18 protein-coding genes are annotated in these 21,052 nt (G+C 71.4%); 10 read left to right on the forward strand and 8 right to left on the reverse strand.

The window, feature by feature from the left end; genetic code table 11:
• Positions 1-834: carboxyl transferase domain-containing protein (locus tag C1J01_RS24005; protein WP_328589664.1), on the forward strand; the 834-nt coding region annotated here is incomplete at its 5' end.
• Here the strand turns inward: C1J01_RS24005 and C1J01_RS24010 are convergent.
• Positions 804-2,564 (reverse strand): bifunctional sugar phosphate isomerase/epimerase/4-hydroxyphenylpyruvate dioxygenase family protein, encoded by a 1,761-nt coding sequence (locus C1J01_RS24010; protein WP_111181233.1) that lies wholly within the window; start codon positions 2,562-2,564, stop codon positions 804-806. The genes C1J01_RS24005 and C1J01_RS24010 overlap by 31 nt on opposite strands.
• 11 nt (positions 2,565-2,575) lie before the next feature.
• Complete coding sequence (locus C1J01_RS24015; RefSeq protein ID WP_111181234.1) at positions 2,576-3,421, reverse strand: shikimate dehydrogenase; 846 nt, start codon at positions 3,419-3,421, stop codon at positions 2,576-2,578.
• 957 nt (positions 3,422-4,378) lie between these two features.
• Between C1J01_RS24015 and C1J01_RS24020 the strand changes: the two genes are divergently transcribed.
• Complete coding sequence (locus tag C1J01_RS24020; protein ID WP_235854628.1) at positions 4,379-6,079, forward strand: ABC transporter family substrate-binding protein; 1,701 nt, start codon at positions 4,379-4,381, stop codon at positions 6,077-6,079.
• A gap of 98 nt (positions 6,080-6,177) precedes the next feature.
• A complete protein-coding gene (locus C1J01_RS24025; RefSeq protein ID WP_111181236.1) occupies positions 6,178-7,686 on the forward strand; it encodes an ABC transporter permease in 1,509 nt (502 codons plus the stop codon).
• Here C1J01_RS24025 and C1J01_RS24030 read toward each other — a convergent pair.
• The gene (locus C1J01_RS24030) at positions 7,656-8,705 is read right to left on the reverse strand and encodes an RNA-guided endonuclease InsQ/TnpB family protein (protein ID WP_111181237.1); all 1,050 of its coding nucleotides are present in this window, start codon (positions 8,703-8,705) and stop codon (positions 7,656-7,658) included. The genes C1J01_RS24025 and C1J01_RS24030 overlap by 31 nt on opposite strands.
• 172 nt (positions 8,706-8,877) lie before the next feature.
• Here C1J01_RS24030 and C1J01_RS24035 point away from each other — a divergent pair, with 172 nt between their 5' ends.
• Genes C1J01_RS24035 through C1J01_RS53500 form a run of 3 tightly spaced genes read left to right on the forward strand, consistent with a single transcriptional unit; the run spans position 8,878 to position 11,875 of the window.
• The gene (locus C1J01_RS24035; RefSeq protein ID WP_111181238.1) at positions 8,878-9,846 is read left to right on the forward strand and encodes an ABC transporter permease; all 969 of its coding nucleotides are present in this window, start codon (positions 8,878-8,880) and stop codon (positions 9,844-9,846) included.
• Positions 9,846-10,877 (forward strand): ABC transporter ATP-binding protein, encoded by a 1,032-nt coding sequence (locus C1J01_RS53495; RefSeq protein WP_111181239.1) that lies wholly within the window; start codon positions 9,846-9,848, stop codon positions 10,875-10,877. Before C1J01_RS24035 ends, C1J01_RS53495 begins: the two co-directional genes overlap by 1 nt.
• Complete coding sequence (locus tag C1J01_RS53500) at positions 10,877-11,875, forward strand: ABC transporter ATP-binding protein (RefSeq protein WP_111181240.1); 999 nt, start codon at positions 10,877-10,879, stop codon at positions 11,873-11,875. Before C1J01_RS53495 ends, C1J01_RS53500 begins: the two co-directional genes overlap by 1 nt.
• Before the next feature lie 27 nt (positions 11,876-11,902).
• Here C1J01_RS53500 and C1J01_RS24050 read toward each other — a convergent pair whose 3' ends face one another.
• Both C1J01_RS24050 and C1J01_RS24055 read right to left on the reverse strand, forming a co-directional pair.
• Positions 11,903-12,634, reverse strand: coding sequence for an oxidoreductase (locus C1J01_RS24050; RefSeq protein WP_181448933.1), 732 nt, complete (start codon positions 12,632-12,634; stop codon positions 11,903-11,905).
• On the reverse strand, positions 12,631-13,548 hold the full coding sequence (locus C1J01_RS24055; protein WP_111181242.1) for a LysR family transcriptional regulator: 918 nt from the start codon (positions 13,546-13,548) through the stop codon (positions 12,631-12,633). The genes C1J01_RS24050 and C1J01_RS24055 overlap by 4 nt, the downstream gene beginning before the upstream one ends.
• Positions 13,549-13,668: 120 nt before the next feature.
• On the opposite strand from C1J01_RS24055, the gene C1J01_RS24060 reads away from it, so the two are divergent.
• The 3 genes from C1J01_RS24060 to C1J01_RS24070 are packed head-to-tail and all read left to right on the forward strand — an operon-like array spanning position 13,669 to position 16,552.
• Positions 13,669-14,364 (forward strand): type 1 glutamine amidotransferase domain-containing protein, encoded by a 696-nt coding sequence (locus C1J01_RS24060; protein ID WP_111181243.1) that lies wholly within the window; start codon positions 13,669-13,671, stop codon positions 14,362-14,364.
• A gap of 17 nt (positions 14,365-14,381) precedes the next feature.
• Complete coding sequence (locus C1J01_RS24065; RefSeq protein WP_220040069.1) at positions 14,382-15,752, forward strand: MFS transporter; 1,371 nt, start codon at positions 14,382-14,384, stop codon at positions 15,750-15,752.
• A 5-nt stretch (positions 15,753-15,757) separates the two neighbouring features.
• Positions 15,758-16,552: an SDR family NAD(P)-dependent oxidoreductase gene (locus C1J01_RS24070; RefSeq protein WP_111181244.1), complete on the forward strand. Its 795-nt coding sequence runs from the start codon at positions 15,758-15,760 to the stop codon at positions 16,550-16,552.
• Positions 16,553-16,559: 7 nt separating this feature from the next.
• On the opposite strand, the gene C1J01_RS24075 is transcribed toward C1J01_RS24070, so the two are convergent.
• From C1J01_RS24075 to C1J01_RS24085, 3 genes are read right to left on the reverse strand one after another with little or no spacing between them, the layout of a single operon-like run.
• Positions 16,560-17,330, reverse strand: a complete 771-nt coding sequence (locus C1J01_RS24075; protein WP_111181245.1) for an IclR family transcriptional regulator — start codon at positions 17,328-17,330, stop codon at positions 16,560-16,562.
• A gap of 14 nt (positions 17,331-17,344) precedes the next feature.
• Complete coding sequence (locus tag C1J01_RS24080; RefSeq protein ID WP_111181246.1) at positions 17,345-18,184, reverse strand: sugar phosphate isomerase/epimerase family protein; 840 nt, start codon at positions 18,182-18,184, stop codon at positions 17,345-17,347.
• Positions 18,181-19,218, reverse strand: a complete 1,038-nt coding sequence (locus C1J01_RS24085; protein ID WP_181448934.1) for an alcohol dehydrogenase catalytic domain-containing protein — start codon at positions 19,216-19,218, stop codon at positions 18,181-18,183. Before C1J01_RS24085 ends, C1J01_RS24080 begins: the two co-directional genes overlap by 4 nt.
• A gap of 397 nt (positions 19,219-19,615) precedes the next feature.
• Between C1J01_RS24085 and C1J01_RS24090 the strand changes: the two genes are divergently transcribed.
• Positions 19,616-20,992 (forward strand): ABC transporter substrate-binding protein, encoded by a 1,377-nt coding sequence (locus C1J01_RS24090; RefSeq protein ID WP_111181248.1) that lies wholly within the window; start codon positions 19,616-19,618, stop codon positions 20,990-20,992.
• Positions 20,993-21,052: the final 60 nt, after the last annotated feature.

Below are 21,052 nucleotides of genomic sequence, written 5' to 3' on the forward strand. Positions count from 1 at the left end.
GCCCAGCCGGCCGCCGCGCCGCCGCAGGAGCGGCCGCGGGACGTTCCCGCCTGGGAGTCGATCACCCTCTCACGGCGGCCCGACCGGCCCGGCGTGCGGCAGCTGCTGCGTCACGCCGCCTCCGACGTCGTACGGCTGAACGGCACCGGCGCCGGGGAGGCCGACCCGGCGCTGCTGCTGGCGCTGGCCCGCTTCGGCGGCGTGTCCTGCGTGCTGCTCGGCCAGGACCGCCGCAACCAGACGGACACCGGGCCGCTGGGGCCGGCGGCGCTGCGCGCGGCCCGGCGCGGCATGCGGCTGGCCCGCGAGCTGGGGCTGCCGCTCGTCACCGTCGTCGACACCCCCGGCGCGGCCCTGTCGGCGGAGGCGGAGAAGGGCGGGCTGGCCGGCGAGATCGCCCGCTGCCTGGCCGAACTGGTCACCCTGGAGACGCCGACGCTCTCCCTGCTGCTCGGCCAGGGCAGCGGGGGCGGCGCGCTGGCGCTCGTCCCGTGCGACCGGGTGCTCGTCGCCCAGCACGGATGGTTGTCGCCGCTGCCGCCGGAGGGGGCCAGCGCGATCGTGCACCGGGACGTCGAGCACGCCGCGCAGGTGGCGCAGGCGCAGGGGGTGCGTTCGGCCGACCTGCTCGCCGCCGGCATCGCCGACCGGATCGTCCCCGAGCACCCGGACGCCGCCGCCGAGCCGAAGGCGTTCTGCGTGCGTGCCGGGCGCGAGGTCGAACGCGAGCTCGCCGCCCTGCTGCACGCCCCCCGCGCCGAGCTGCTCGACCGGCGGCTGCACCGCTACCGGCTGCTCGGTCGTCACCTCCCGGCCGGCGACGCGGTGGCCTGACCCGCCCCCGGCGGCACGTGCTGGACGGCGAGGCGGATGGGGGCGTTGGCGGCGCCGTAGCCGTCGTAACCGCCCTTGCGCTGGACGAGCTCGACGAAGACGCGGCCGACGGTGACGGTGTACAGGTGCCAGAACTCGCCGCCGCTCTCGTCGCGGTCGTACAGCACGCCGAGCTCCCGCAGCTCGGGATCGACGTCGTGGCGGGCCTCCAGGTCGTCGTAGTAGTTGCCGGGGATGGGCAGCAGCAGCTCCGGATGGTCGCGGCGCAGCCGGCGGGCCACCGTCAGCAGATCGTCGCAGGCCAGCGCCACGTGCTGGCGCGGCAGGTCGCCCGCGCCGACCTCGGCGATGTTGATCACCATCCGCACCTCGCCGCCCGGCGCGGCCATGGCCTTGCTGCGCAACATCCCGTACGGGTCCGGCACCTCCAGGCTGCCCTGGGAGCGCAGGCCGAGCACACTGCGGTAGAACAGCGCCGCCTCGTCGAACTGGTGCCACGGCTGGGTGAGCGCCACGTGGTCGACGCCGGTGATCTCCCCCGGCACCCGCCGCTCCGGGGAGAAGTCCGACAGCCAGGCGGTGTCGCAGAAGAAGATCTCGGTGCCGTCGGGCGCGGCGACGGCGTCCAGTCGGGCCTCCTGCGGCGCCCGTTCACGAGGCAGCACGGGTGACAGCAGCGTCTCCGCCCGCTTGACCGCGCCCGCCGGGTCGGGGCTGTCGAGCCCGATCGCGATCAGCGCCGGCTCGGCGCCGGTGGCGTTGAGCAGCAGCCGCGCCCCGCCCTGCTCCCACAGCTCGACGGGCTTGGTCGGGTGCGACCCCGTGGGGGCGAAGCCGAGCCCGGACAGCAGGTCGCGCAGCGGCCCGGCGTCGGCCAGCTCGGCGAAGGCGAACCCGGTCGGCACGACGGGGTGGGCGAACCCGCGCAGGGTGTCCTCCAGCGCGATCAGCGAACGCATGCCGTCGCGGGCCGTGCGCGCGGTGTCGGCCTGGCGGAAGTGGTCGTTGAACACCTCCAGTGACAGCGGGCCGTCGTACCCGGCGTCGAGCACGTGCCGGACCAGCCCGGCGACGTCGAAACTCCCCTGGCCGGGGAAGCAGCGGTAGTGGCGGCTCCACTGCAGCACGTCCATCGCCAGCCGGGGCGCGTCGGCCAGCTGCAGGAAGAAGATCTTCTCTCCGGGGACGGCCTCGATGCCGATCGGGTCGGAGCCGCGCGACAGGATGTGGAAGCTGTCCAGGCACACCCCCAGGGCGGGGTGGTCCGCTTGGCGGACGATCCGCCAGGCGTGCAGGTACTCGTTGACGTGCCGCCCCCACGCCAGCGCCTCGTAGGCGATGCGCACGCCGTGCGCGGCGGCCCGTTCGGCCAGCAGGCGCAGGTGCTCGGCGGCCAGGTCGTCGTCGCCGATCGCGTACGGGGAGACGTTCGAGCAGACCAGCAGCAGGTCCGCCCCGAGGCGCTCCATGACCTCGAACTTGCGCTCGGCCCGGCGCAGGTTGCGCTCCAGCAGCTCGGCGGGCATCGCCTCGAAGTCGCGGAACGGCTGGTAGAGGTCGATGGTCAGGCCCAGGTCGGCGGCGCGGGCCCGGATCTCCTCGGGCGGCAGCGGGCAGACCAGCAGGTCGTTCTCGAAGATCTCCACGCCGTCGAACCCGGCGGCGGCGATCGCCTCCAGCTTCTCCGTCAGCGTGCCGCTCACCGAGACGGTGGCGATGGACTTACGCACCGGTTCCTCCTTCAGACGGCGACCAGGTCGGTCAGGTGGGCGAGCATCCGCTCGGGGTCGGGCTCGCGTCCGGTGAACAGGCGGAAGGCGTGCGCGGCCTGGAAGACGACCATGCCGCCGCCGTCGAGGGTGCGGCAGCCCATGGCGCGCGCCTGCCGGAGCAGCTCGGTCTCCAGCGGCCGGTAGACGATGTCGGCCACCCACAGGTCCGGGCGCAGCAGCCGGGCCGGCAGCGGCAGGCCCGGATGGTGCGCCATCCCCGTCGGCGTCGCGTGCGCCAGCCCGTCGGCCCGCGCCAGCAGCTCCGGCAGCTCCGCCGCCGCCGCCGGGCGCGCCCGCCCGTCGCCGAACCGCCCGCACAGCTCGCCGGCCAGGGCCTCGGCCCGCTCGGGGACGGCGTCCACCACGGTGACACGATCGGCGCCGAGCGTCAGCAGCGCGTGCGCCACCGCCGCCCCGGCGCCGCCCGCGCCGAGCTGCACGACGCGGCGGGTGGGCGCGTCCGGCAGGCCGCGGGCGAACGACTCGGCGAACCCCGTCCAGTCCGTGTTGTGGCCGACCGCCCGCTCCCCCTCGAAGACCACGGTGTTGACCGCGCCGAGCATGCGGGCGTCCGGCGACAGGTCGTCCAGGTGCGGGATGACGCTCTGCTTGCACGGGTGGGTGATGTTCAGCCCGTCGTAGCCGAAGCGGCGGGCGGTGCGGACGAGGTCGCCCACGTCGAGGCCGAGCCGGTCGGTCTCGAGCAGCCGGTAGACGTAGGCGAGCCCGTGGTGCGCGGCCTCCTGCTCGTGCAGCGGCGGGCTCAGTGAGGGGCCGATGCCCGCGCCGATCAGCCCGACCAGGAACGAGGCCATCAGTGATCTTCCTTTCGGCGGTGCGCGACGTGCCTCTAATGTACGGACTAGTGAGTTAGCTCGCCAGCCTCGGGGTGGCCGGCCTGCCGCGTGTTCTCCACGGATATCCCGTACCAATCCTGCGGAATCCGTACGGAAGTCATCACTTGCCTGCGAAATCCGGGAAGTACGGCGGGCGACACGGACGGCCACCGGGCGGCCCCGGCCTCGGCGGCACGCTTTTCGCATCAGGTACGCCCCATGGACGCCTTTACTCCCGCATCTAGAGAGGACCGGAGGTCAATTCCGCTCTTGATGGGACGCCTGGGGACCCATAGCCTTTCGCTGACCGTTCCCGACTTCACGGGTAAGGAGCGTCATGAGTCACACCCCGGCGTCGGAACCGCCCCAGGAACGGAACCCGTACGAACGACTCCCCTTCCGGACTGTCGCGCGACGGCGGTGACACACCGGCCGACGGTCGCACGGCGACTCGGTCAGGCGTCCCGCGGGCCCGGATCGCCTGCTGCACGGGTGTTGCGGGCAGGTGACACAGCGGTTTCGAACCGTACAAAAGAGGCCCGTGAATAGCGTGCAACCATAAATAAGCGATCTTATGGGCACATGGCGCGTTCCACAGGGGAAAGAATCCCTACCGGAACTGCGAAAAGCCCCATCGAGGACGGTCGCGCAGCGGCACGCCCGGGGGTTTTCGGCCATCCCATGACTGCCGCAAACCATGACACAGAACCCCTGGTCCTGTCCATAGGGACCACGGATCAGGTGGATCTTTCCGGAATTCGGCATTACGGATCGGACAGCCGTCGATACCAACTCCGTAACATCGCAGATCAGGCTATTTAATCGAAACATTGATCAATGATCATATTTCGCACTAACTAGCAGCGCCGACGCTAGTTCGGACAAAGGAGACCTGTCGTGTCCCATAGGCGGAGACTTGGGAGATTAGTCGCGGCGGTGACAGGAGGCGCACTTCTGCTGTCAGCCTGCGCACAGGACGGCGGCGGGGCGAGCGAACCCTCGGGCTCCGCCTCTCCTGGCGCCACGACGGCGCAGACGATCACCTACGCCGGCGAGCAGGAGTTCAACTCCTACAACAGCATCACGGTGAACAACCTCGTCAACAGCACGGCCATGCAGCGGGTGCTGCTCGGCTTCTGGTACTACGGCGAGAACGGCGCCATCACGCCGGACAAGGACTTCGGCACCTACACGAAGACCTCCGACTCGCCGCTGACCGTCGAGTACGAGTTCAACGCCAAGGCGGTCTGGTCCGACGGCACGCCGATCGACTGCGACGACGCCCTGCTGTTCTGGGCCGCCAAGTCGGGCAAGATCAAGGGCTTCCAGGTCGACGGCACCACCGGCGTCGAGCTGGTCAAGGCGCCCGAGTGCAACGCGGGCGACAAGAAGTTCGCCTTCGAGTACTCCGAGCCGTTCGCCGACTGGGACAGCAACGGGCCCGGCGCCGCGGACGTGCTGCCCGCGCACGTGGCCTACAAGGCCGCCGGCATGAGCGAGGCCGACTTCATCGCCGCGGTCAAGGCCGAGGACGCCGACAAGCTGGCGAAGGTCGCCGAGTTCTACAACGAGGGCTGGGTCATCGACGGCGGCATCTCCGACATGTCGCTCTTCCCGGCCTCGGGACCGTACAAGATCTCCGCTATGGCGCCCGGCCAGTCGCTGACGCTCACCGCCAACGACAAGTGGTGGGGCACCCCGGCCGCGACGCCGACCATCGTCATGCGCGTCATCTCGCAGGAGGAGCAGGCCCAGGCCCTGCAGAACCGCGAGGTCAACCTCATCGAGCCGCAGCCCAACCCCGACCTCCTCGCCCAGCTCGAAGGCATGCAGGGCGTCACGGTGCACACCGGTGACCAGTACACCTACGAGCACCTGGACTTCAACTTCGACTCCAGCGACTTCAAGGACAAGAGGCTGCGCGAGGCGTTCGCCAAGTGCGTGCCCCGGCAGCTCATCGTGGACAACCTGATCAAGCCCCTCGCGCCCGAGGCGCAGGTGCTGCAGGTCCGCAACGCGTACCCGTTCGAGGCCGACTACAACACCATCGCCAACGGCAGCGGCCACGAGAAGTACGCCCAGCCGGACATCGCGGGCGCCAAGGCGCTGCTCGAGGAGGCCGGCAAGGTCGGCATGGAGGTCCGGCTCGGCCACAACGAGCCCAATCCGCGCCGCACCCAGGAGACGCAGCTGATCGCCGACTCCTGCGGCCAGGCCGGCTTCAAGATCATCGACGCCGGTGACGAGAAGTTCTTCGAGTCCGGCGGCCCGCTCTACACCAACGCCTACGACGTGGCGCTGTACGCCTGGACCGGCTCGGCCGAGGTCTCCGGGTGGGCCTCCACCTTCACCACGGCCAAGGAGTGCACCGAGCAGGGCAAGGAGAACAACAACGGCTGCTACTCCAACAAGGAGGTCGACGAGCTCATCAAGCAGCTCAACGCCGAGGTCGACAAGACCAAGCACGCGCCGATCATCGCCCAGATCGAGAAGATCCTCTGGGACGACCTGGCCACGATCCCGCTGTTCGCCCACCCGAGCCTGCTGGCCTGGGACGAGCAGCTGCAGAACATCGTGCCCAACCCCGCCCAGTCGTCGGTGACCTGGAACATGGACAAGTGGACCCTGGCGCCATAGCCGTCCGATAACTCGAACCATCAGCAATGGGCCGGGGAGCCACCGCTCCTCGGCCCATGTGCAAAGGACTCCTTCGCCATGAACCTAGGGAGTACTGAGTGATCGCCTTCATCGCCCGAAGACTGGTCACCTCCTTCTTCGTCCTGCTGGCCGCCACCATGGTCATCTTCGGGCTGACGTCGATCGCCGGCGACCCACTGGCCGACCTCAGAGAGCTTCCCGGTCCCGACCGGGAACGCCGCATGGCCGACCGCATCGAACGGATGAACCTCGACAGCCCCGTCTGGCTCAGATACCTGAGCTGGCTCGGTGACCTGTTCCGCGGCAGCCTCGGCGTCAACCGCGACGGCCAGGACGTGGCCGTCCTGCTCCGCGACGCGCTGTCGGCGACGCTCCAGCTCGTCGTGGCCGCCACCGTGCTGGCCGTCGTCATCGGCGTGATCGTGGGCATCATCTCGGCACTGCGGCAGTACAGCGCCTTCGACTACGGCGTCACCCTGGCCGCCTTCGTCTGCTTCTCGCTGCCGCTGTTCTGGGTCGCAGTCATGCTCAAGCAGTACATCGCCATCGAGTTCAACGACTGGCTGCGCGACCCCGTCATCCCGCCGCTGGTCATCGGCGTGCTGGCGCTGGCCGCCGGGCTGATCTGGGCCGCGATCGCGATCGGCGACCGGCGCACCAAGCTCGCCGCGTTCGGCGCGGGGGCCGCCGTCACCGTCGTGACGCTCACCCTGCTGTCGGCGACCCGCTGGTTCGCCGACCCGGGCATCGGCGTCGTCGGCCTGGCGGTGCTCGCGGGCGGCACGGCGATCGGGCTGACCGTGCTGATCTCCGGCCTGCAGTACCGAGGCCCGCTGTACGCGGCGCTGGCCGCCGCGGGGCTCGGCGTACTGTTGTCGGAGATCCTCGATCCGGTGCTGGCCGACCCCAGCTGGACGGAGATGTTCGGCCTCGCCCTCGTGACGGTGGCCGTCTGCGCCGCCCTCGGCTACGGGCTCGGCGGCCTGCTCCGCCACCAGGCCATCACCGGAGCCGTGGCGACCGGCCTGGTCACCGGCGGCCTGATCTTCCTCGACCGCATGCTGCAGGCGTTCGCCGCCTACAGCGACCGGGTCCGCGGCCGCCCGATCTCCACGATCGGCTCGCGAACGCCGAACTTCACCGGCGACTTCTGGGAGACCAACCTGGACGCGGCCGGCCACCTGCTGCTGCCGACCATGGCGCTGATCCTCATCTCGCTGGCCACCTACACCCGCTACAGCCGCTCCAGCATGCTCGAGGTGATGAACCTCGACTACGTGCGCACCGCCCGGGCCAAGGGCCTGCCGGAACGCACGGTGATCACCAAGCACGCCTTCCGCAACGGCATGATCCCGATCACCACGCTGATGGCCGTCGACTTCGCCTCCGTGATCGGCGGCGCCATCGTGACCGAGAACGTCTTCGGCTGGCAGGGCATGGGCAACCTCTTCATCGAGGGGCTCCAGCAGGTGGACCCCGCCCCCGTCATGGCGTTCTTCATCGTCTCGGGGACGGCGATCGTCGTCTTCAACATGCTCGCCGACATCGTCTACGCCTATCTCGACCCGCGGATCAGGCTGTCTTGACTACTCCCCGCCAGAAGGACAGGGATCCCAGCCCTCACGGGCCGGGGTTCCTGCTTCATCGACGACCGCACCCCGGAAGATCCGGATTGTCTGACGTCATCTCCACAGGCGGGCACGGCAAGACCTGCCGCCAGGATGTTCTTGGCCGCGTTGACGTCCCTGTCGTGCAGGGCGCGGCAGGACGGGCAGCGCCACGTCCGGGTGCCGAGGGGCAGTACGGCGAGCAGATGCCCGCACGCCGAGCACGTCTTGGAACTGGGACACCAGCGGTCGATCACGATCAGGCGGCGACCGTACCTGACCGCCTTGTACTCCAGCATCGAGCGGAACGTGCCCCAGCTCGCGTCGGAGATCGCTTTGGCGAGCCGCCGATTGCGGACCATGCCCGTGACGTTCAGGTCCTCGATCACGATCACGTCGTGGTCACGGACCAAGCGGGTGCTGGTCTTGTGCAGGAAGTCCGCGCGCGAGGCGGCGACCTTGCGGTGGGCGCGGGCGACCTTCGCCCTGGCCTTGCGCCGGTTGTTCGACCCCGGCTGCCTGCGGGCCATGCGCCGCTGGTAGCGGGCCAGGCGGCGTTCCCGCCTGACCAGGTGGCGGGCATTGGCGATCTTCTCGCCGTCGGAGGTGACCGCGAAGTCTGTGACGCCGAGATCCACACCGACCGCCCTACCGGCCGGTGGAGCCTGCTCGGGATCCGCGACCTCGACGGCCAGCGAAACGTACCAGCGTCCGCACGGATCCCGCGACACCGTCATAGCCGCGTACTGATGTCTGACCGTCTGCTGGAGCGCCACGCTCGACACCTCGGACAGGAACGCCAGATCCGGGTCATGCTTCAGCGCGGTCAGATACCGGTCGCTCTCGGCGTACGAGGTCGTGACTCCTTCGGTGCGGTAGCGGGCCTGACGCCAGGCCAGGACCTTGTTCCACACCAGGCGCACACAGCCGAACGTGCGGTTCAGGACCGCCTCCTGCTGCGGAGTCGGATACGCCCGCATCTTGAACGCCGAACGCATGTTCGGACACTACCAGCGCAACAAGATCAGCAAGCGAGGAATGTCATGAACGTTTCGCCTTCTGGGCTGTCCCGGCTTCCTGGGGCAGCCCCTTGCGGGGTGCCGGTTCCTCCCGACCCCGAAGCTGAAGGACCCGGTTTCCTCCAGACGACGCGGTGAAGGAGAACCACCCATGACGATCAGCGCCCCGGCCTCAGGGGCCGCGCAGGGCATGACCGTCGTCGCACGCACCCAGGGCCAGATGGTCCGCCGGCGGTTCTTCCGGCACCGCGCGGCGCTCGTCGGCATGCTGGTCTTCGGCGGCGTCGTGCTGCTGGCGTTCACCTCCATCGGGATCGGCCCCATCCCCGGCTGGTGGGACAAGTCGTACCTCACGACCGGATCGCTGGTGAACCAGGGGCGGCCGACGCTCAGCCTGGTGCCGGAGTTCCTCGGCGGCGAGGGCATCCGCTTCGGCGAGCACCCGTTCGGGCAGGACAACATCGGCATCGACTACTTCGCGCTGACCATGCGCGGCGCCCAGCAGTCGATCATCGTGGCGTTCATCGTCGCGATCGTGGCCACGACCGTCGGGACGCTCGCCGGCGCGTTCGCCGGATATTTCAGGAAGTGGACGGAGTCGGTCATCATGCGGCTGACCGACGTCATGATCACCATCCCGATCCTCATCATCGCCGCCATCGTCGGGCGCACGTTCGGCGACTCCGGCATCGTGATCCTGGCCGTCTGCATCGGCCTGGTCACCTGGCCGACGCTGGGCCGGCTGGTGCGCGGCGAGTTCCTGTCGCTGCGCGAGAAGGAGTTCGTGGAGGCGGCGCGGGCGGTGGGCACCTCCGCCGGCCGGATCATCTTCCGGCACGTTCTGCCGAACACGATCGGCGTCATCATCGTCAGCGCCACCCTCGCCGTGGCCAACGCGGTGCTGCTGGAGTCGGCGCTGTCGTTCCTCGGCGTGGGCGTGCAGCCGCCCGACGTCTCCCTCGGCCAGCTGATCGACACCTACCGCAGCGCCATGACCACGCGGCCGTGGTTGTTCTGGTGGCCGGGCGTCTTCATCATCGCGATCGCGCTGTCCATCAACTTCATCGGCGACGGCCTGCGCGACGCCTTCGACCCACGACAGACCCGGGTGCGTGCCTGATGCGGAATTCCCCCAACGAGATCCTCCGCGTGGAGGACCTGACCGTCGAGTTCCCGACCGACGACGGCGTCGTCCACGCGGTGCGCGGGGTGTCGTACGCGTTGCACGAGCGCGAGGTGCTCGGCATCGTCGGCGAGTCGGGCTCCGGCAAGTCGGTCTCCTCGCTCGCCGTCATGGGGCTGCTCCCCCGCGGCGCCCGCGTCCGGGGCAGGATCCTCTACCGCGGTGAGGACGTGCTGAAGCTGCCGGCCCGCAGACGGCGGGCGCTGCGCGGCGGCAAGATCGGCATGATCTTCCAGGACCCGATGACGGCGCTGAACCCCGTGCACACGATCGGCGACCAGCTCGCCGAGGCGGTGCTGGCGCACGGCCTGGTGCCGCGCAGGCAGGCGCTGGCCCGGGCCAAGGAGATGCTCGACCTGGTCGGCATCCCGCAGGCCGAGGCGCGGCTGCGCAGTTACCCGCACGAGTTCTCCGGCGGCATGCGGCAGCGCGCGATGATCGCCATGGCGGTGATCAACAGCCCGGACGTCATCATCGCCGACGAGCCGACCACCGCGCTCGACGTGACCGTGCAGGCGCAGATCCTGGAGAAACTCCTGGAGGTCAAGGACGCCGTCAACGCCGCGATCGTGCTGATCACGCACGACCTCGGCGTGGTCGCGGGCACCGCGCACCGGGTGCTGGTGATGTACGCCGGCAAGCCGGTGGAGATCGGCGACACCGACACGGTCTTCTACCGGCCGCGCATGCCGTACACGGCGGGGCTGCTCGGCTCGATGCCGTCGCTGGAGACCTCGGGCGGGCGGCTGCGCCCGATCGGCGGCGCTCCCCCGTCGCTGATCAACCTGCCGCCCGGCTGCCCGTTCTCGCCGCGCTGCCCGCTGGCCGACGGCACCTGCACGGCCGAGGAGCCCGGCCTGGCGGAGGCCGGTGAGGGCGGTCACCTGGCCGCCTGTCACCACTGGCGCGACGTCGCCGCGGCGCCCGATCCCACCGCACTGTTCCGTACCGAGAGCGAGGCCGTCTGATGACCGCGCAGGAGCACCTGCTGGAGGTCAAGGACCTGGTGATGAACTTCCCCGTCCGCGGGTCCGGCCTGCTGCGCAAGGTCGTCGGCAGCATCCAGGCGGTCAGCGGGGTGTCCATGCACGTCGACCCGGGCGAGACGCTCGGCGTGGTGGGCGAGTCGGGTTGCGGCAAGTCCACGACCGGCCGGGCCATCCTCCAGCTGCACCGGCCCACGTCGGGCTCCGTGGTGTTCGAGGGTGACGAGCTGACCACGATGGCGCCGCGGCGGCTGCGCGCCGTACGGCGGGACATGCAGATCGTCTTCCAGGACCCGTACGCCTCGCTCAACCCGAAGCTGCCCGTCAACGACATCATCGCCGAGCCGCTGAAGGTGCACGGCAGATGGAAGGACGGCGGCATGAAGCGAGTGGCCGAGCTGCTGGAGCTCGTCGGGCTCAACCCCGAGCACGGCAACCGGTACCCGCACGAGTTCTCCGGCGGCCAGCGGCAGCGTGTCGGGATCGCCCGCGCGCTGGCGCTGGAGCCCAAGCTGCTCGTGCTGGACGAGCCGGTCTCGGCGCTGGACGTCTCGGTGCAGGCGGGGGTGGTCAACCTGCTGGAGGACCTGCAGGACACGTTCGGGCTGTCGTACATCTTCATCTCGCACGACCTGTCGGTGGTGCGGCACATCTCGGACCGGGTCGCGGTGATGTACCTGGGCAAGATCGTGGAGACGGGCTCCCGCGACGACGTGTACGACCGGCCCGTCCACCCGTACACCCAGGCGCTGCTGTCCGCGGCGCCGACCGCGAACCCGCGTGAGGAACGCCGCCGGCGGCGCATCATCCTCACCGGCGAGGTGCCGACGCCGCTGGACCCGCCGAGCGGCTGCCGGTTCCGCACCCGCTGCTGGAAGGCGCAGGAGATCTGCGCCACGGAGGAGCCGGCGCTGGTCGACCGCGGCGACGGTCACCCGGCCGCCTGCCACTTCCCGGAGGTCAACACCGCGGTCGTCTGAGCCCGGCGGCGCCCCGGCCCTCAACGGTCACTCCGGCCTGGCGGAGTGACCGTTGTACCCGCGGGCGCCGCCGCCGTAGAAGGTGGCGGGATCGGGCTCGGCGATCGGCGCGTGCTCCCGCCGGCGGCGCACCAGGTCTGGGTTGGCGATGAACGCGCGGCCGGCGGAGACGAGGTCGGCCTGGCCGCTCGCCACGCGGCGGCGGGCGGTCGGCTCGTCGGTCATGGCGTGCCAGCCGTCGTTGACGATGACGGGGCCGCCGAAGCGCGCACGCGGCCCTGCGAGCAGCGGGCCGGCGGGGTCGCCGATGGTGTGCAGGCAGGCCAGGCCCAGCGGCGCGATGCCGTCGAGGAGCGCCCGGTACGTGGCGGCGGTCTCCGCCGGGTCGTCCTCGACCGCCCCGTGCAGGTTCGCCGCCGGTGAGACGCGGATGCCGACCCTTTCGCCGCCGATGGCGGCGGCCATGGCCTCGGCCGCCTCGACGACGAACCGGGCGCGGGCGGCGGCTGATCCTCCGTAGGCGTCGGTGCGCCGGTTGGAGGAGGGGTCGAGGAACTGGTGGGGCAGGTAGCCGCCGGCGGCGTGCAGCTCCACGCCGTCCAGCCCGGCCTCGACGGCCGCGCGCGCCGCTCGGGCGAACTCCTCGATCACGGACGGCACCTCCGCCGTCTCCAGGGCACGCGGCACCGGATGCGGCTGGAGCCCCCGCTCGGTGAAGATCGTGCCGGGTGCGGCGAGGGCGCTGGGCGCGAGCGTCACCAGGAGCGGGCGGCGGTCAGCAGGAGGTCGCGGACGAGGGTGACGGGGCGGCGGGCCGGGGCGCCGGCGCGGTGGGCGAGGAAGCCGGTGTTGATCGGCGGGTCCTCCGGGTCGAGCAGCGTCACCAGGGCGCCGCTGCGCAGCTCGCCGGCGCATAGGTAGCGGGGCAGCACGCTGATGCCGGCTCCGGCGGCGACGGCGGCCGTCACGCCGCGCAGGTCGGGCACGACCACGGCGGGCGCCCGCGTCAGCCGGGTGCGGAAGACGTGACGCCAGTACCGGCGGACGATGGGCAGGTCCTCGGCGTACGCGATCAGCGGGGCGTCCCGCAGGGGGCCGGGGTCGTCGCAGGTCAGCGGGCCGATCCGGGCGGCCCACGCGGGCGCGGCCACCAGGACGAACTCCTCGTCCATCATCGGCACGGCGACCACCGAGCGCCCGCGCGGCCGGATCGCGGACAGCACCAGGTCGAACCGTCCGGCTCGCAGGCCGTCGAGCAGGTCGTCGGCCAGACCGGCGGTCACGCGCAGCCGCAGCCCCTGCTCGACCAGCGGCGCCAGCGCGGGCAGGGCCTTGGTGGCCAGCACCTCCGCGGGACCCGCGAGGTGCACCGGCTCGGGGAGCTCGTCGTCCGAACGGTCCCGTTCGGCGACCGCGGCGAGCTCGTCGAGGGGCCCGGCGACGCGGGTGGCCAGCGCGTCGGCCACCGACGTGGCGGCCACGCCGCGCGGCAGCCGTTCGAACAGCTGGCGGTCGAGCTGGGACTCCAGCGCCCGGATCTGGCTCGTGACGGTGGGCTGTGACAACCCCAGCAGCGCGCCCGCCGCGGTGAAGGAGCCGGCGCGGTAGACGGCGAGGAACGTCCGGAGGTGCATCAGGTCGAGCGGCGAGGTATCGGAAGCGCTATGGCTCATAGTGCCGATGCTATTGGTCTGCCTATGTGCAGGCGGCCTACGATCGCACGCATCCCCCCTCATCAACAGGTGACCCGCCGCGCCGTGCGCGCGGCGAGGACTGAGGAAAGCACACGACTGATGGCGAAGATTCTTTTTGTGATGACCGCGTCCCGCCACTGGACGCTGGCCGACGGGACGAAGCATCCGACGGGGTTCTGGGCGGAGGAGTTCGCGGCTCCGTACCAGGCGTTCGTGGCGGCCGGGCACGAGGTGGTCGTCGCCACGCCCGGCGGTGCGGCGCCCGCGGTGGACCAGGTGAGCCTGTCCCCCGAGGTCAACGGCGGCGAGGACGGCGCCCGGGCGATGGCCGCCGCGGTAGAGTCGGCCGCCGCGCTGCGCGGCCCCGTCCCGCTGGACGGCGTCGAGCCGGCCGATCACGACGCGGTGTTCTACCCCGGCGGGCACGGCCCGATGGAGGACCTGTCGGGCGACGCCGACTCCGCGCGCGTCCTCGTCGCGGCGCTGGAGGCGGGCAAGCCGGTGGGCCTCGTCTGCCACGGCCTGGCCGCGCTGCTCGCCACGCGGGGGCCGGACGGCTCTTCGCCGTTCGCCGGTTACCGGGTGACCGGGTTCAGCAGGGCGGAGGAGGAGCAGACGGGGCTCGCCCCGAGGGCGGCGTGGATCCTGGAGGATCGGCTCACCGCCCTGGGCGTGCGCTACTCCGCGGGCGAGCCGTGGGCGCCGCACGTGGTGGTCGACCGCAACCTGCACACCGGCCAGAACCCGGCCTCCTCGGCCGCGCTGGCCGCCGAGCTGCTCAAGGCGCTCGGCTGAACCGGCTGCTCGTCCCCGTGCTCGGGCTCGGGGCCATGGTCGTGTCGATGATGCAGACGCTCGTCGTGCCGATCCTCGGCCTCATGCAGCGAAATCTGCACGCCACGGCGTCCGGCGCGAGCTGGCTGACCACGGCCACGCTGCTGTCCGCCGCCGTCTGCACGCCCCTGCTCGGCCGCCTCGGCGACCAGCACGGCGCGAAGGCGACGCTCGTCGGCGTGCTGGGGGTCACCCTGGCGGGGTCCGTGCTGGCCGCCATGACCGACTCGCTCCCCTGGCTGATCGCCGCACGGGCGCTGCAGGGGGCGTCCACCGCCGTCTTCCCGCTCGCGCAGTCCGTCCTGCGCGCCGAGCTGCCACGCGAACGGCTCCCCGGCGCGATGGGGGCGCTCAGCGGGACGCTGGCCTTCGGCAACGGGCTCGCCCTGGCCGGGGCGGCGCTGCTCACGCGCGGCGACACCCCCGACCACCGCCAGGTGTTCTGGTTGTCGGCCGGGGTGTCCGCGCTCACGCTGGTCGCGGTGGCCGCCGTCGTCCCCCGGTCGCGGCCGGGGGCGGGCGGCCGTACGGACTGGCCGGGGGCGATCGCCCTCGCCGCGCTGCTCGTCCTGCTCCTGCTGCCCCTCTCGCAGGGAGCCCGGTGGGGCTGGGCGTCGGCGGCGACGCTGGGCTGCCTCGCCGCGGCGGCGGCGCTGGCCGCGCTCTGGGCGCTCGTCGAACGGCGGGCGCACGACCCGCTGGTGGACATGCGGATGTTCGTCCAGCGGCCGGTGGTGTACGCCAACCTGGCGGGGGTGCTGCTGGGCTTCGCGATGTTCTCGCAGTTCCTGGGCGTCTCGGCCCTCGCCCGGCTGCCGGCCGGGCCGCACGGGTACGGGTTCGGCGCCTCGGTGCTGGAGACGTCGCTGGTCTTCCTCATGCCGTCGGCGGTGGTGTCGCTGGGCGCGGCCCAGGTGGCCGGGATCCTGGTGCGCATCATGGGGCCGCGCCGGACGCTGGCGGCGGGCGCGGCCTGCGGCGCGGCCGGGTTCGCCGCGCTGGCGTTCGCGCACGGGTCGGTGGCTGGGGTCGTGGCGGCCGGGGCGCTCGTCGGCGTCGCGGTCAGCTTCGGCTTCGCCGCGCTTCCCGCCGTCCTGCTCGCGGCCGTCCCGCGGGACCGGACCGGTGTCGCCAACGGCGTCAACTCCGTCGCCCGCTCGGTGGGCAGCGCGCTCGCCGGCGCCCTGTCCGCGGCGCTGCTCACCGCCCCGATCTCCGGCCTGCCCCCCGAGAGCCGCTTCACCGCGTGCTTCGTGCTCGGCGGCGGGGCCCTCGTGCTGGTCGGGGTCATCGCTCTGGCCGGCATGGCCGACGTACGGCCTCTTCCTGAAATTTCACCAGAAAGCTGAACATCATGGCATTGATCCTCATCACCGGCGCCTCCGACGGGCTCGGCCGGGCTCTGGCGGAGGACCTCGCCGCCGACGGGCGGCACCGGCTCCTGCTCCACGGCCGCGACGAGCGGCGGCTGGCCGAGGTGGCCGAGGTCACCGGCGGGGAGCCGATCCGGGCGGACCTGTCCTCCCTCGCCGAGGTCCGCCGCCTGGCCGAGCGCGTCGCCACGACGCACGACCGCCTGGACGTCCTGGTCAACAACGCCGGCATCGGCTTCCACGTCGAGGGCACCACCCGGGAGGTCTCCGCCGACGGCCACGAGCTGCGCCTGGCGGTCAACTACCTCGCGCCGGTACTGCTGACCCGGGAACTGCTGCCACTGCTGCGCCGCGCCGCCCCCTCCCGGATCGTCAACGTCGCCTCGATCGGCCAGCAGCCGATCGACTTCGCCGACCCGCAGCTCGAACGCGGCTACACCGACGTCGCCGCGTACTGCCGGTCCAAGCTCGCGCTCATCGGCCACACCCTGGACCTGGCCGAAGAGCTGCGGGACAGCGGGATCACGGTGAACGCCGTGCACCCGGCGACGTACATGCCGACGGCCATGTCGGCGCGGTCCGGCATGGAGGTCGTCGACACCCTGGAGCAGGGCGTCGCGGCCACCCGGCGCCTGGTGGACGCCCCCGAGACGGCCGGCGTCACGGGCCGCTACTTCGAGGGCGGCGAGGAGGCGCGGGCGGCCGAGGAGGCGTACGACCCCGACTACCGCCGGCGGCTCGCCGACCTGACGCGGCGGCTGGTGCCGGGCCGCTGACCCCGGGTCACAGCCCCGACATGCAGCTGATCAGGTAGCGGCCGAGCTCATCGACGCGGGAGTCGGGCAGCCGGCTCGCCGGCCCCGAGATGCCGGCCGCGCCGATCAGCGTGCCCCGGATGCGGGCCGGCACGGCCACGCACCGGACGCCCTCGAAGGTCTCGTCCCGATCGACGGCGTAGCCGACCTCGCGCGCCTCCTCCACCCGGCGCCGCAGCTCGATCGGCCCCTTGGCGGCGTGCTCGGTGCCGCCGACGTACGACAGCCGGGCGAGCTGCGCGTCGAGGGCGTCGTCGTCGAGGGCCGACAGGTACGCCTTCCCGAGCGCCGAGCAGTGCATCGGCCGGATCGTGCCGAGCTGCTCGGAGACCGCCACCATGTGCCGGGTCGGGAAGAACGCCAGATAGACCATCGTGTCCTTGGCGGGCACGGCGAGGATGGTCGCGTCGCCGCACTCGTCGCGGATCGAGGCGAGCACGGGGTCGATGATCTGGCTCCAGTCGGCCTCCGGCGCCTGGATGAGGCCGTAGAACTTGGCCGGGACGGTCGCGTACCGCTTGGTCGCCGGGCTGCGCGCCACGTAGCCGGTGCCCACCAGCTCACTCAGCAGCCGCAGCGCGGTGCTGCGGTTGACGTCGAGCTCGCGGGCGAGTTCGGCGGCGGTGAGCGGCTCGACCGCGAGCAGCTCGATGGCGCGCAGCGCGCGCTGGATCGGGGAGGCGGCACGCCCCTCGCCGTCAGGCAGAGTGTGCGGCTCGAGGTTCTGCTTCGTCACCATGGCAAGCGGCCTGGTCAACCGCTCAGGCCGAAGAGCCGCTCCACGGCGGAGAGATTCGACTTGAACGACTGCTCGGCCTGGTCATCCCATCCGAAGATCTGGACGGTCAGAATACCGTCGAAACCGACGCTCTCCAAGGCCTGCCGGACCTCCGCCCAGTCGATCTCGCCGCGCCCCAGGTCGAAGTGCTGGTGGACGCGGCAGGTGACGGTGGGCGGGTTGACGATCGTCCGCTCGGGACGGAAGGCGTCGGCGAGGTGGACGTGGTCGAACCCGCGGGCGTACTCCACCTGCTCGGTGATGCCGCCCCCGAGGTAGTAGGTGTGGGGCACGCAGTGCAGGTAGCGCAGCCGGGCGCTGCCCGCCTCCTTGACCAGGTCGACGGCGGCGACCGTGGTCTCGATGAAGTCCCACGGGTGCGGCTCGACGATCAGCTCGACGTCCTCGCGTTCGAGGACGGGCAGCAGCTCCTCGAACGAGCGCAGGAAGGCGGCCCGGCACGCGTCGGGCTGCTCGGGGTGGCCGGACAGCTCGGTGTTGATCCGGCGGCAGCCGAGCTCGACGGCGGCGGCGATGCCGTCCTTCCACCACTCGACCGCCTGCTTTCTCACGTCCTCGTCAGGGCTGGACCACGCCTGGATGACGGCGACGGAGGCGATCTCGACCCCGGCCGTCGCGGCGGCGTCGCGGAAGCCGCGCAGCTCGGCCGGCGAGGCGTGCATCGGCTTGAACGCCGGGATGAAGTCGTCGCGGTTGCCCATCTCCAGATGCCGGTAACCGGCGTCGGCGGTGGCGCGGACGGCCTCCACGACCGGCCTCCCCTGCATCATCGCCGGGTCCAGTGCGATCTTCATGCTCCATCCTTCCAAACGCTGTCGGGGACGATGACCGCCTTGCCGGGCACCTGCCGGGCGCGCAGCGCGGTGAGCGCGTCGTTCACGCCGGACAGCCGCCACGCGACGGTCTCGGGCAGGCGGATCCGCTGATCCGCGGCGAGCGCGATGATCGACTCCAGGTCTTCGCGGCGGCCGGACCGGATCCCCCGGATGTCGGCCTCCTTGCGCGAGACGACGGCGAAGTCGACGTCGGGCACGCGGGCGTAGCCGGCCAGCACGTACGTGCCGTGCGGGCCGAGGGCCTGCAGGCCCGGGGCGAGCACCGAGGGCACGCCGGTGCAGTCGATGACGGCGTCGACGGGCGCGCCGGCGTCCTCGGCGGAGGTCACGACGTCGTGGCCGATGTCCCGCAGCACCTCGCGGCGCAGCGGGTTCGGCTCGACCACCTGGACGGCGACGCCGTGCACGCGCAGCAGCTCGGCGCACAGGTGGCCGATGGGGCCGCCGCCGAGCACCAGCACGCGGCGCGGCTCGCGGGTCAGGGCGACCCGGACGCTGTTGGCGGCGGTCGCCCCGCCGTCGACCAGCGACGCGGCGTCGGCCCACGACAGGGACTCCGGCACCTCGACGAGATGGTGCGCCTTGACGCGCAGGTACTCGGCGTAGCCTCCCCACTCGCCGAGCACGCCCGTGATCGAGACGAGGCCGGGGCACAGCCGCTCGTCGCCGGCCCGGCACGCCTCGCACGAGCCCTCGCCGGTGAACAGGGTGATGGTGGCCCGGCGGTCCAGCCAGGCGCGCGCCCCCGCCCCGGCGTCGACGACGACGCCGACGGGCTCGTGACCGAGCACGAACGGCGTCTCGGGGCGGTACGACTCCCCCGCGAGCACGTGCAGGTCGGTGCCGCAGATGCCGCAGGCGTGCACGCGCAGCACGACGTCGTCATCGGCCTCGGGCGTCGGACGGGCGACGTCGGCGAGCTCGAGCCGTTCGCTCGGGATCGAGGTGGCCACGGCCGCCCGCATGGTCGCCGTGGCCGGGGTTGCTCCCACTGGGCACCTTCCTCCGGTCGGGTTCGGGTCGTGCCCAGCATCCAGGAAGTGTTGCGGTTTCCGCAACGCCGTTATCCACATGCAACAGATCGCTCAGCCGCGTCCCCATCGGATCACACGGGAGATCGCCGAGAAACATGCACGTAAGGGGGGTTGACACGCCGTTGACGCCCTCATAACGTCTGGCAGCAACCAACGTCCCTTGAGTGCAACACAGTTCGTATGACGCAACACTTGCTGCCGCGAGGCAGCGAGGAGGCCGAGTCAGCCCGGCCTCGTCGTCGCCCGACCTTGTGGATGAGACCTCGACCAGAGGGCGCGAGGGTCACCAGTCCATAGAGATCTCTCCGCACCCCCAGCCGCGGAAGCTCCATGGCTCACCTTCCAGGAGGAACGCATGCTCCGACACCATCGCTCCGCAAGAGCCCTCACCGCCCTGGCCGCGGCCGTGACCGTCGGCGCCACGGGTTGTGCGGGCACGTCGTCGAGCGGGCAGCCCGCCGCGGCCCCGACCGCCGTGGGCACGTCCTGCGACAAGTACGGCGACATCAAGCTCACCGTCGGCATGTCCGAGGCCGGCGAGACCATCGCCAACGAGTTCAAGAAGCAGGTCGAGTCCTTCCAGCAGGCCAACCCGAACGTCACCGTCGACCTGCAGATCAAGGACTGGGCGTCGTCCGCCAACACCATCAAGCTGGTGATGTCGGGCAACAACCCGCCCGACGTCATGCAGGGCAACAGCGGCTGGGCGATCAACGGCGCCCTGTGGAAGGCGGGGCTGCTGCTGAACCTGGACGCCTACGCCAAGGCGTTCGGCTGGAACGACAAGTTCCACGAGTCGGCGCTGACGGTCAACAAGTTCACCACCGACGGCAAGGTCCTCGGTGAGGGCAGCCTCGTCGCGGTGCCCCCGGCCATCCAGTACGTCGGCGTCTTCTACAACGAGGCCGTCCTGAAGAAGATCGGCATCGACGACGTCTCCTCCCTCGACTCCAAGGAGGCGTTCCTCGGCGCGCTCGACAAGGCCAAGGAGGCCGGCGTCACGCCCGTCATGCTCGGCGACTCCGAGAAGTGGCCGGCGCTGCACAACTTGTCGCTGCTCAACGGCTGGTACGTCGCCCCCGAGCAGATCAACAACTGGGCGCTCAACCGCGAGGGCAGCACCTACGACGACGAGGGCCACCTGAAGGCCTCCACCGACTTCCGCGCCTGGATGCAGAAGGGCTACTTCAACTCCGACGCGCTGGCGACGAGCTTCACCGACGCCACCAACCGCTTCGGCCGTGGCGAGGCCGCCTTCTTCGTCACCGGCACGTGGGCCCTCGGCGACGTGCGCAAGTCCCTCGGCGACGACGCCGGTTTCATGCTCTTCCCGGCCGGGGAGAGCGGCAAGCACGCGGCCGTCGGCGGCTACAGCCTGCCGTTCAGCATCTCCGCCAAGACCAAGTACCCCGACTGCGCCGCGGCGTTCGTCGACTACGTGACCGCGAGCGACGAAGCCGTCAAGGCCCAGATCGCGGCCGGCCGCCCCTCCGCGACCAAGGAGGGCGTCAACGCGCAGATCGACGACCCGCTGCTCAAGCAGATGGTCACCGAGTACCAGCGGCTGACCTCGGAGAACGGGCTGTTCACCTGGGAGGACTGGCCCACGCCGACGATGCTCACGTTCCAGGGCTCTGAGGCGCAGCGCCTGCTCTCCGGCGAGATCACCCCGAAGCAGTACAACGAGGCGGTCCAGCAGAACTGGGCCGACTACATGGAGACCCGCTCCTGAGCCACGCCGGGCGCCTCTCCCCGGCAGGAGAGGCGCCCGCCCCCATCCACCACCACCCAT

The sequence above is a fragment of the Nonomuraea aridisoli genome (assembly GCF_003236395.1).
Classification (GTDB): Bacteria; Actinomycetota; Actinomycetes; order Streptosporangiales; family Streptosporangiaceae; genus Nonomuraea; species Nonomuraea aridisoli.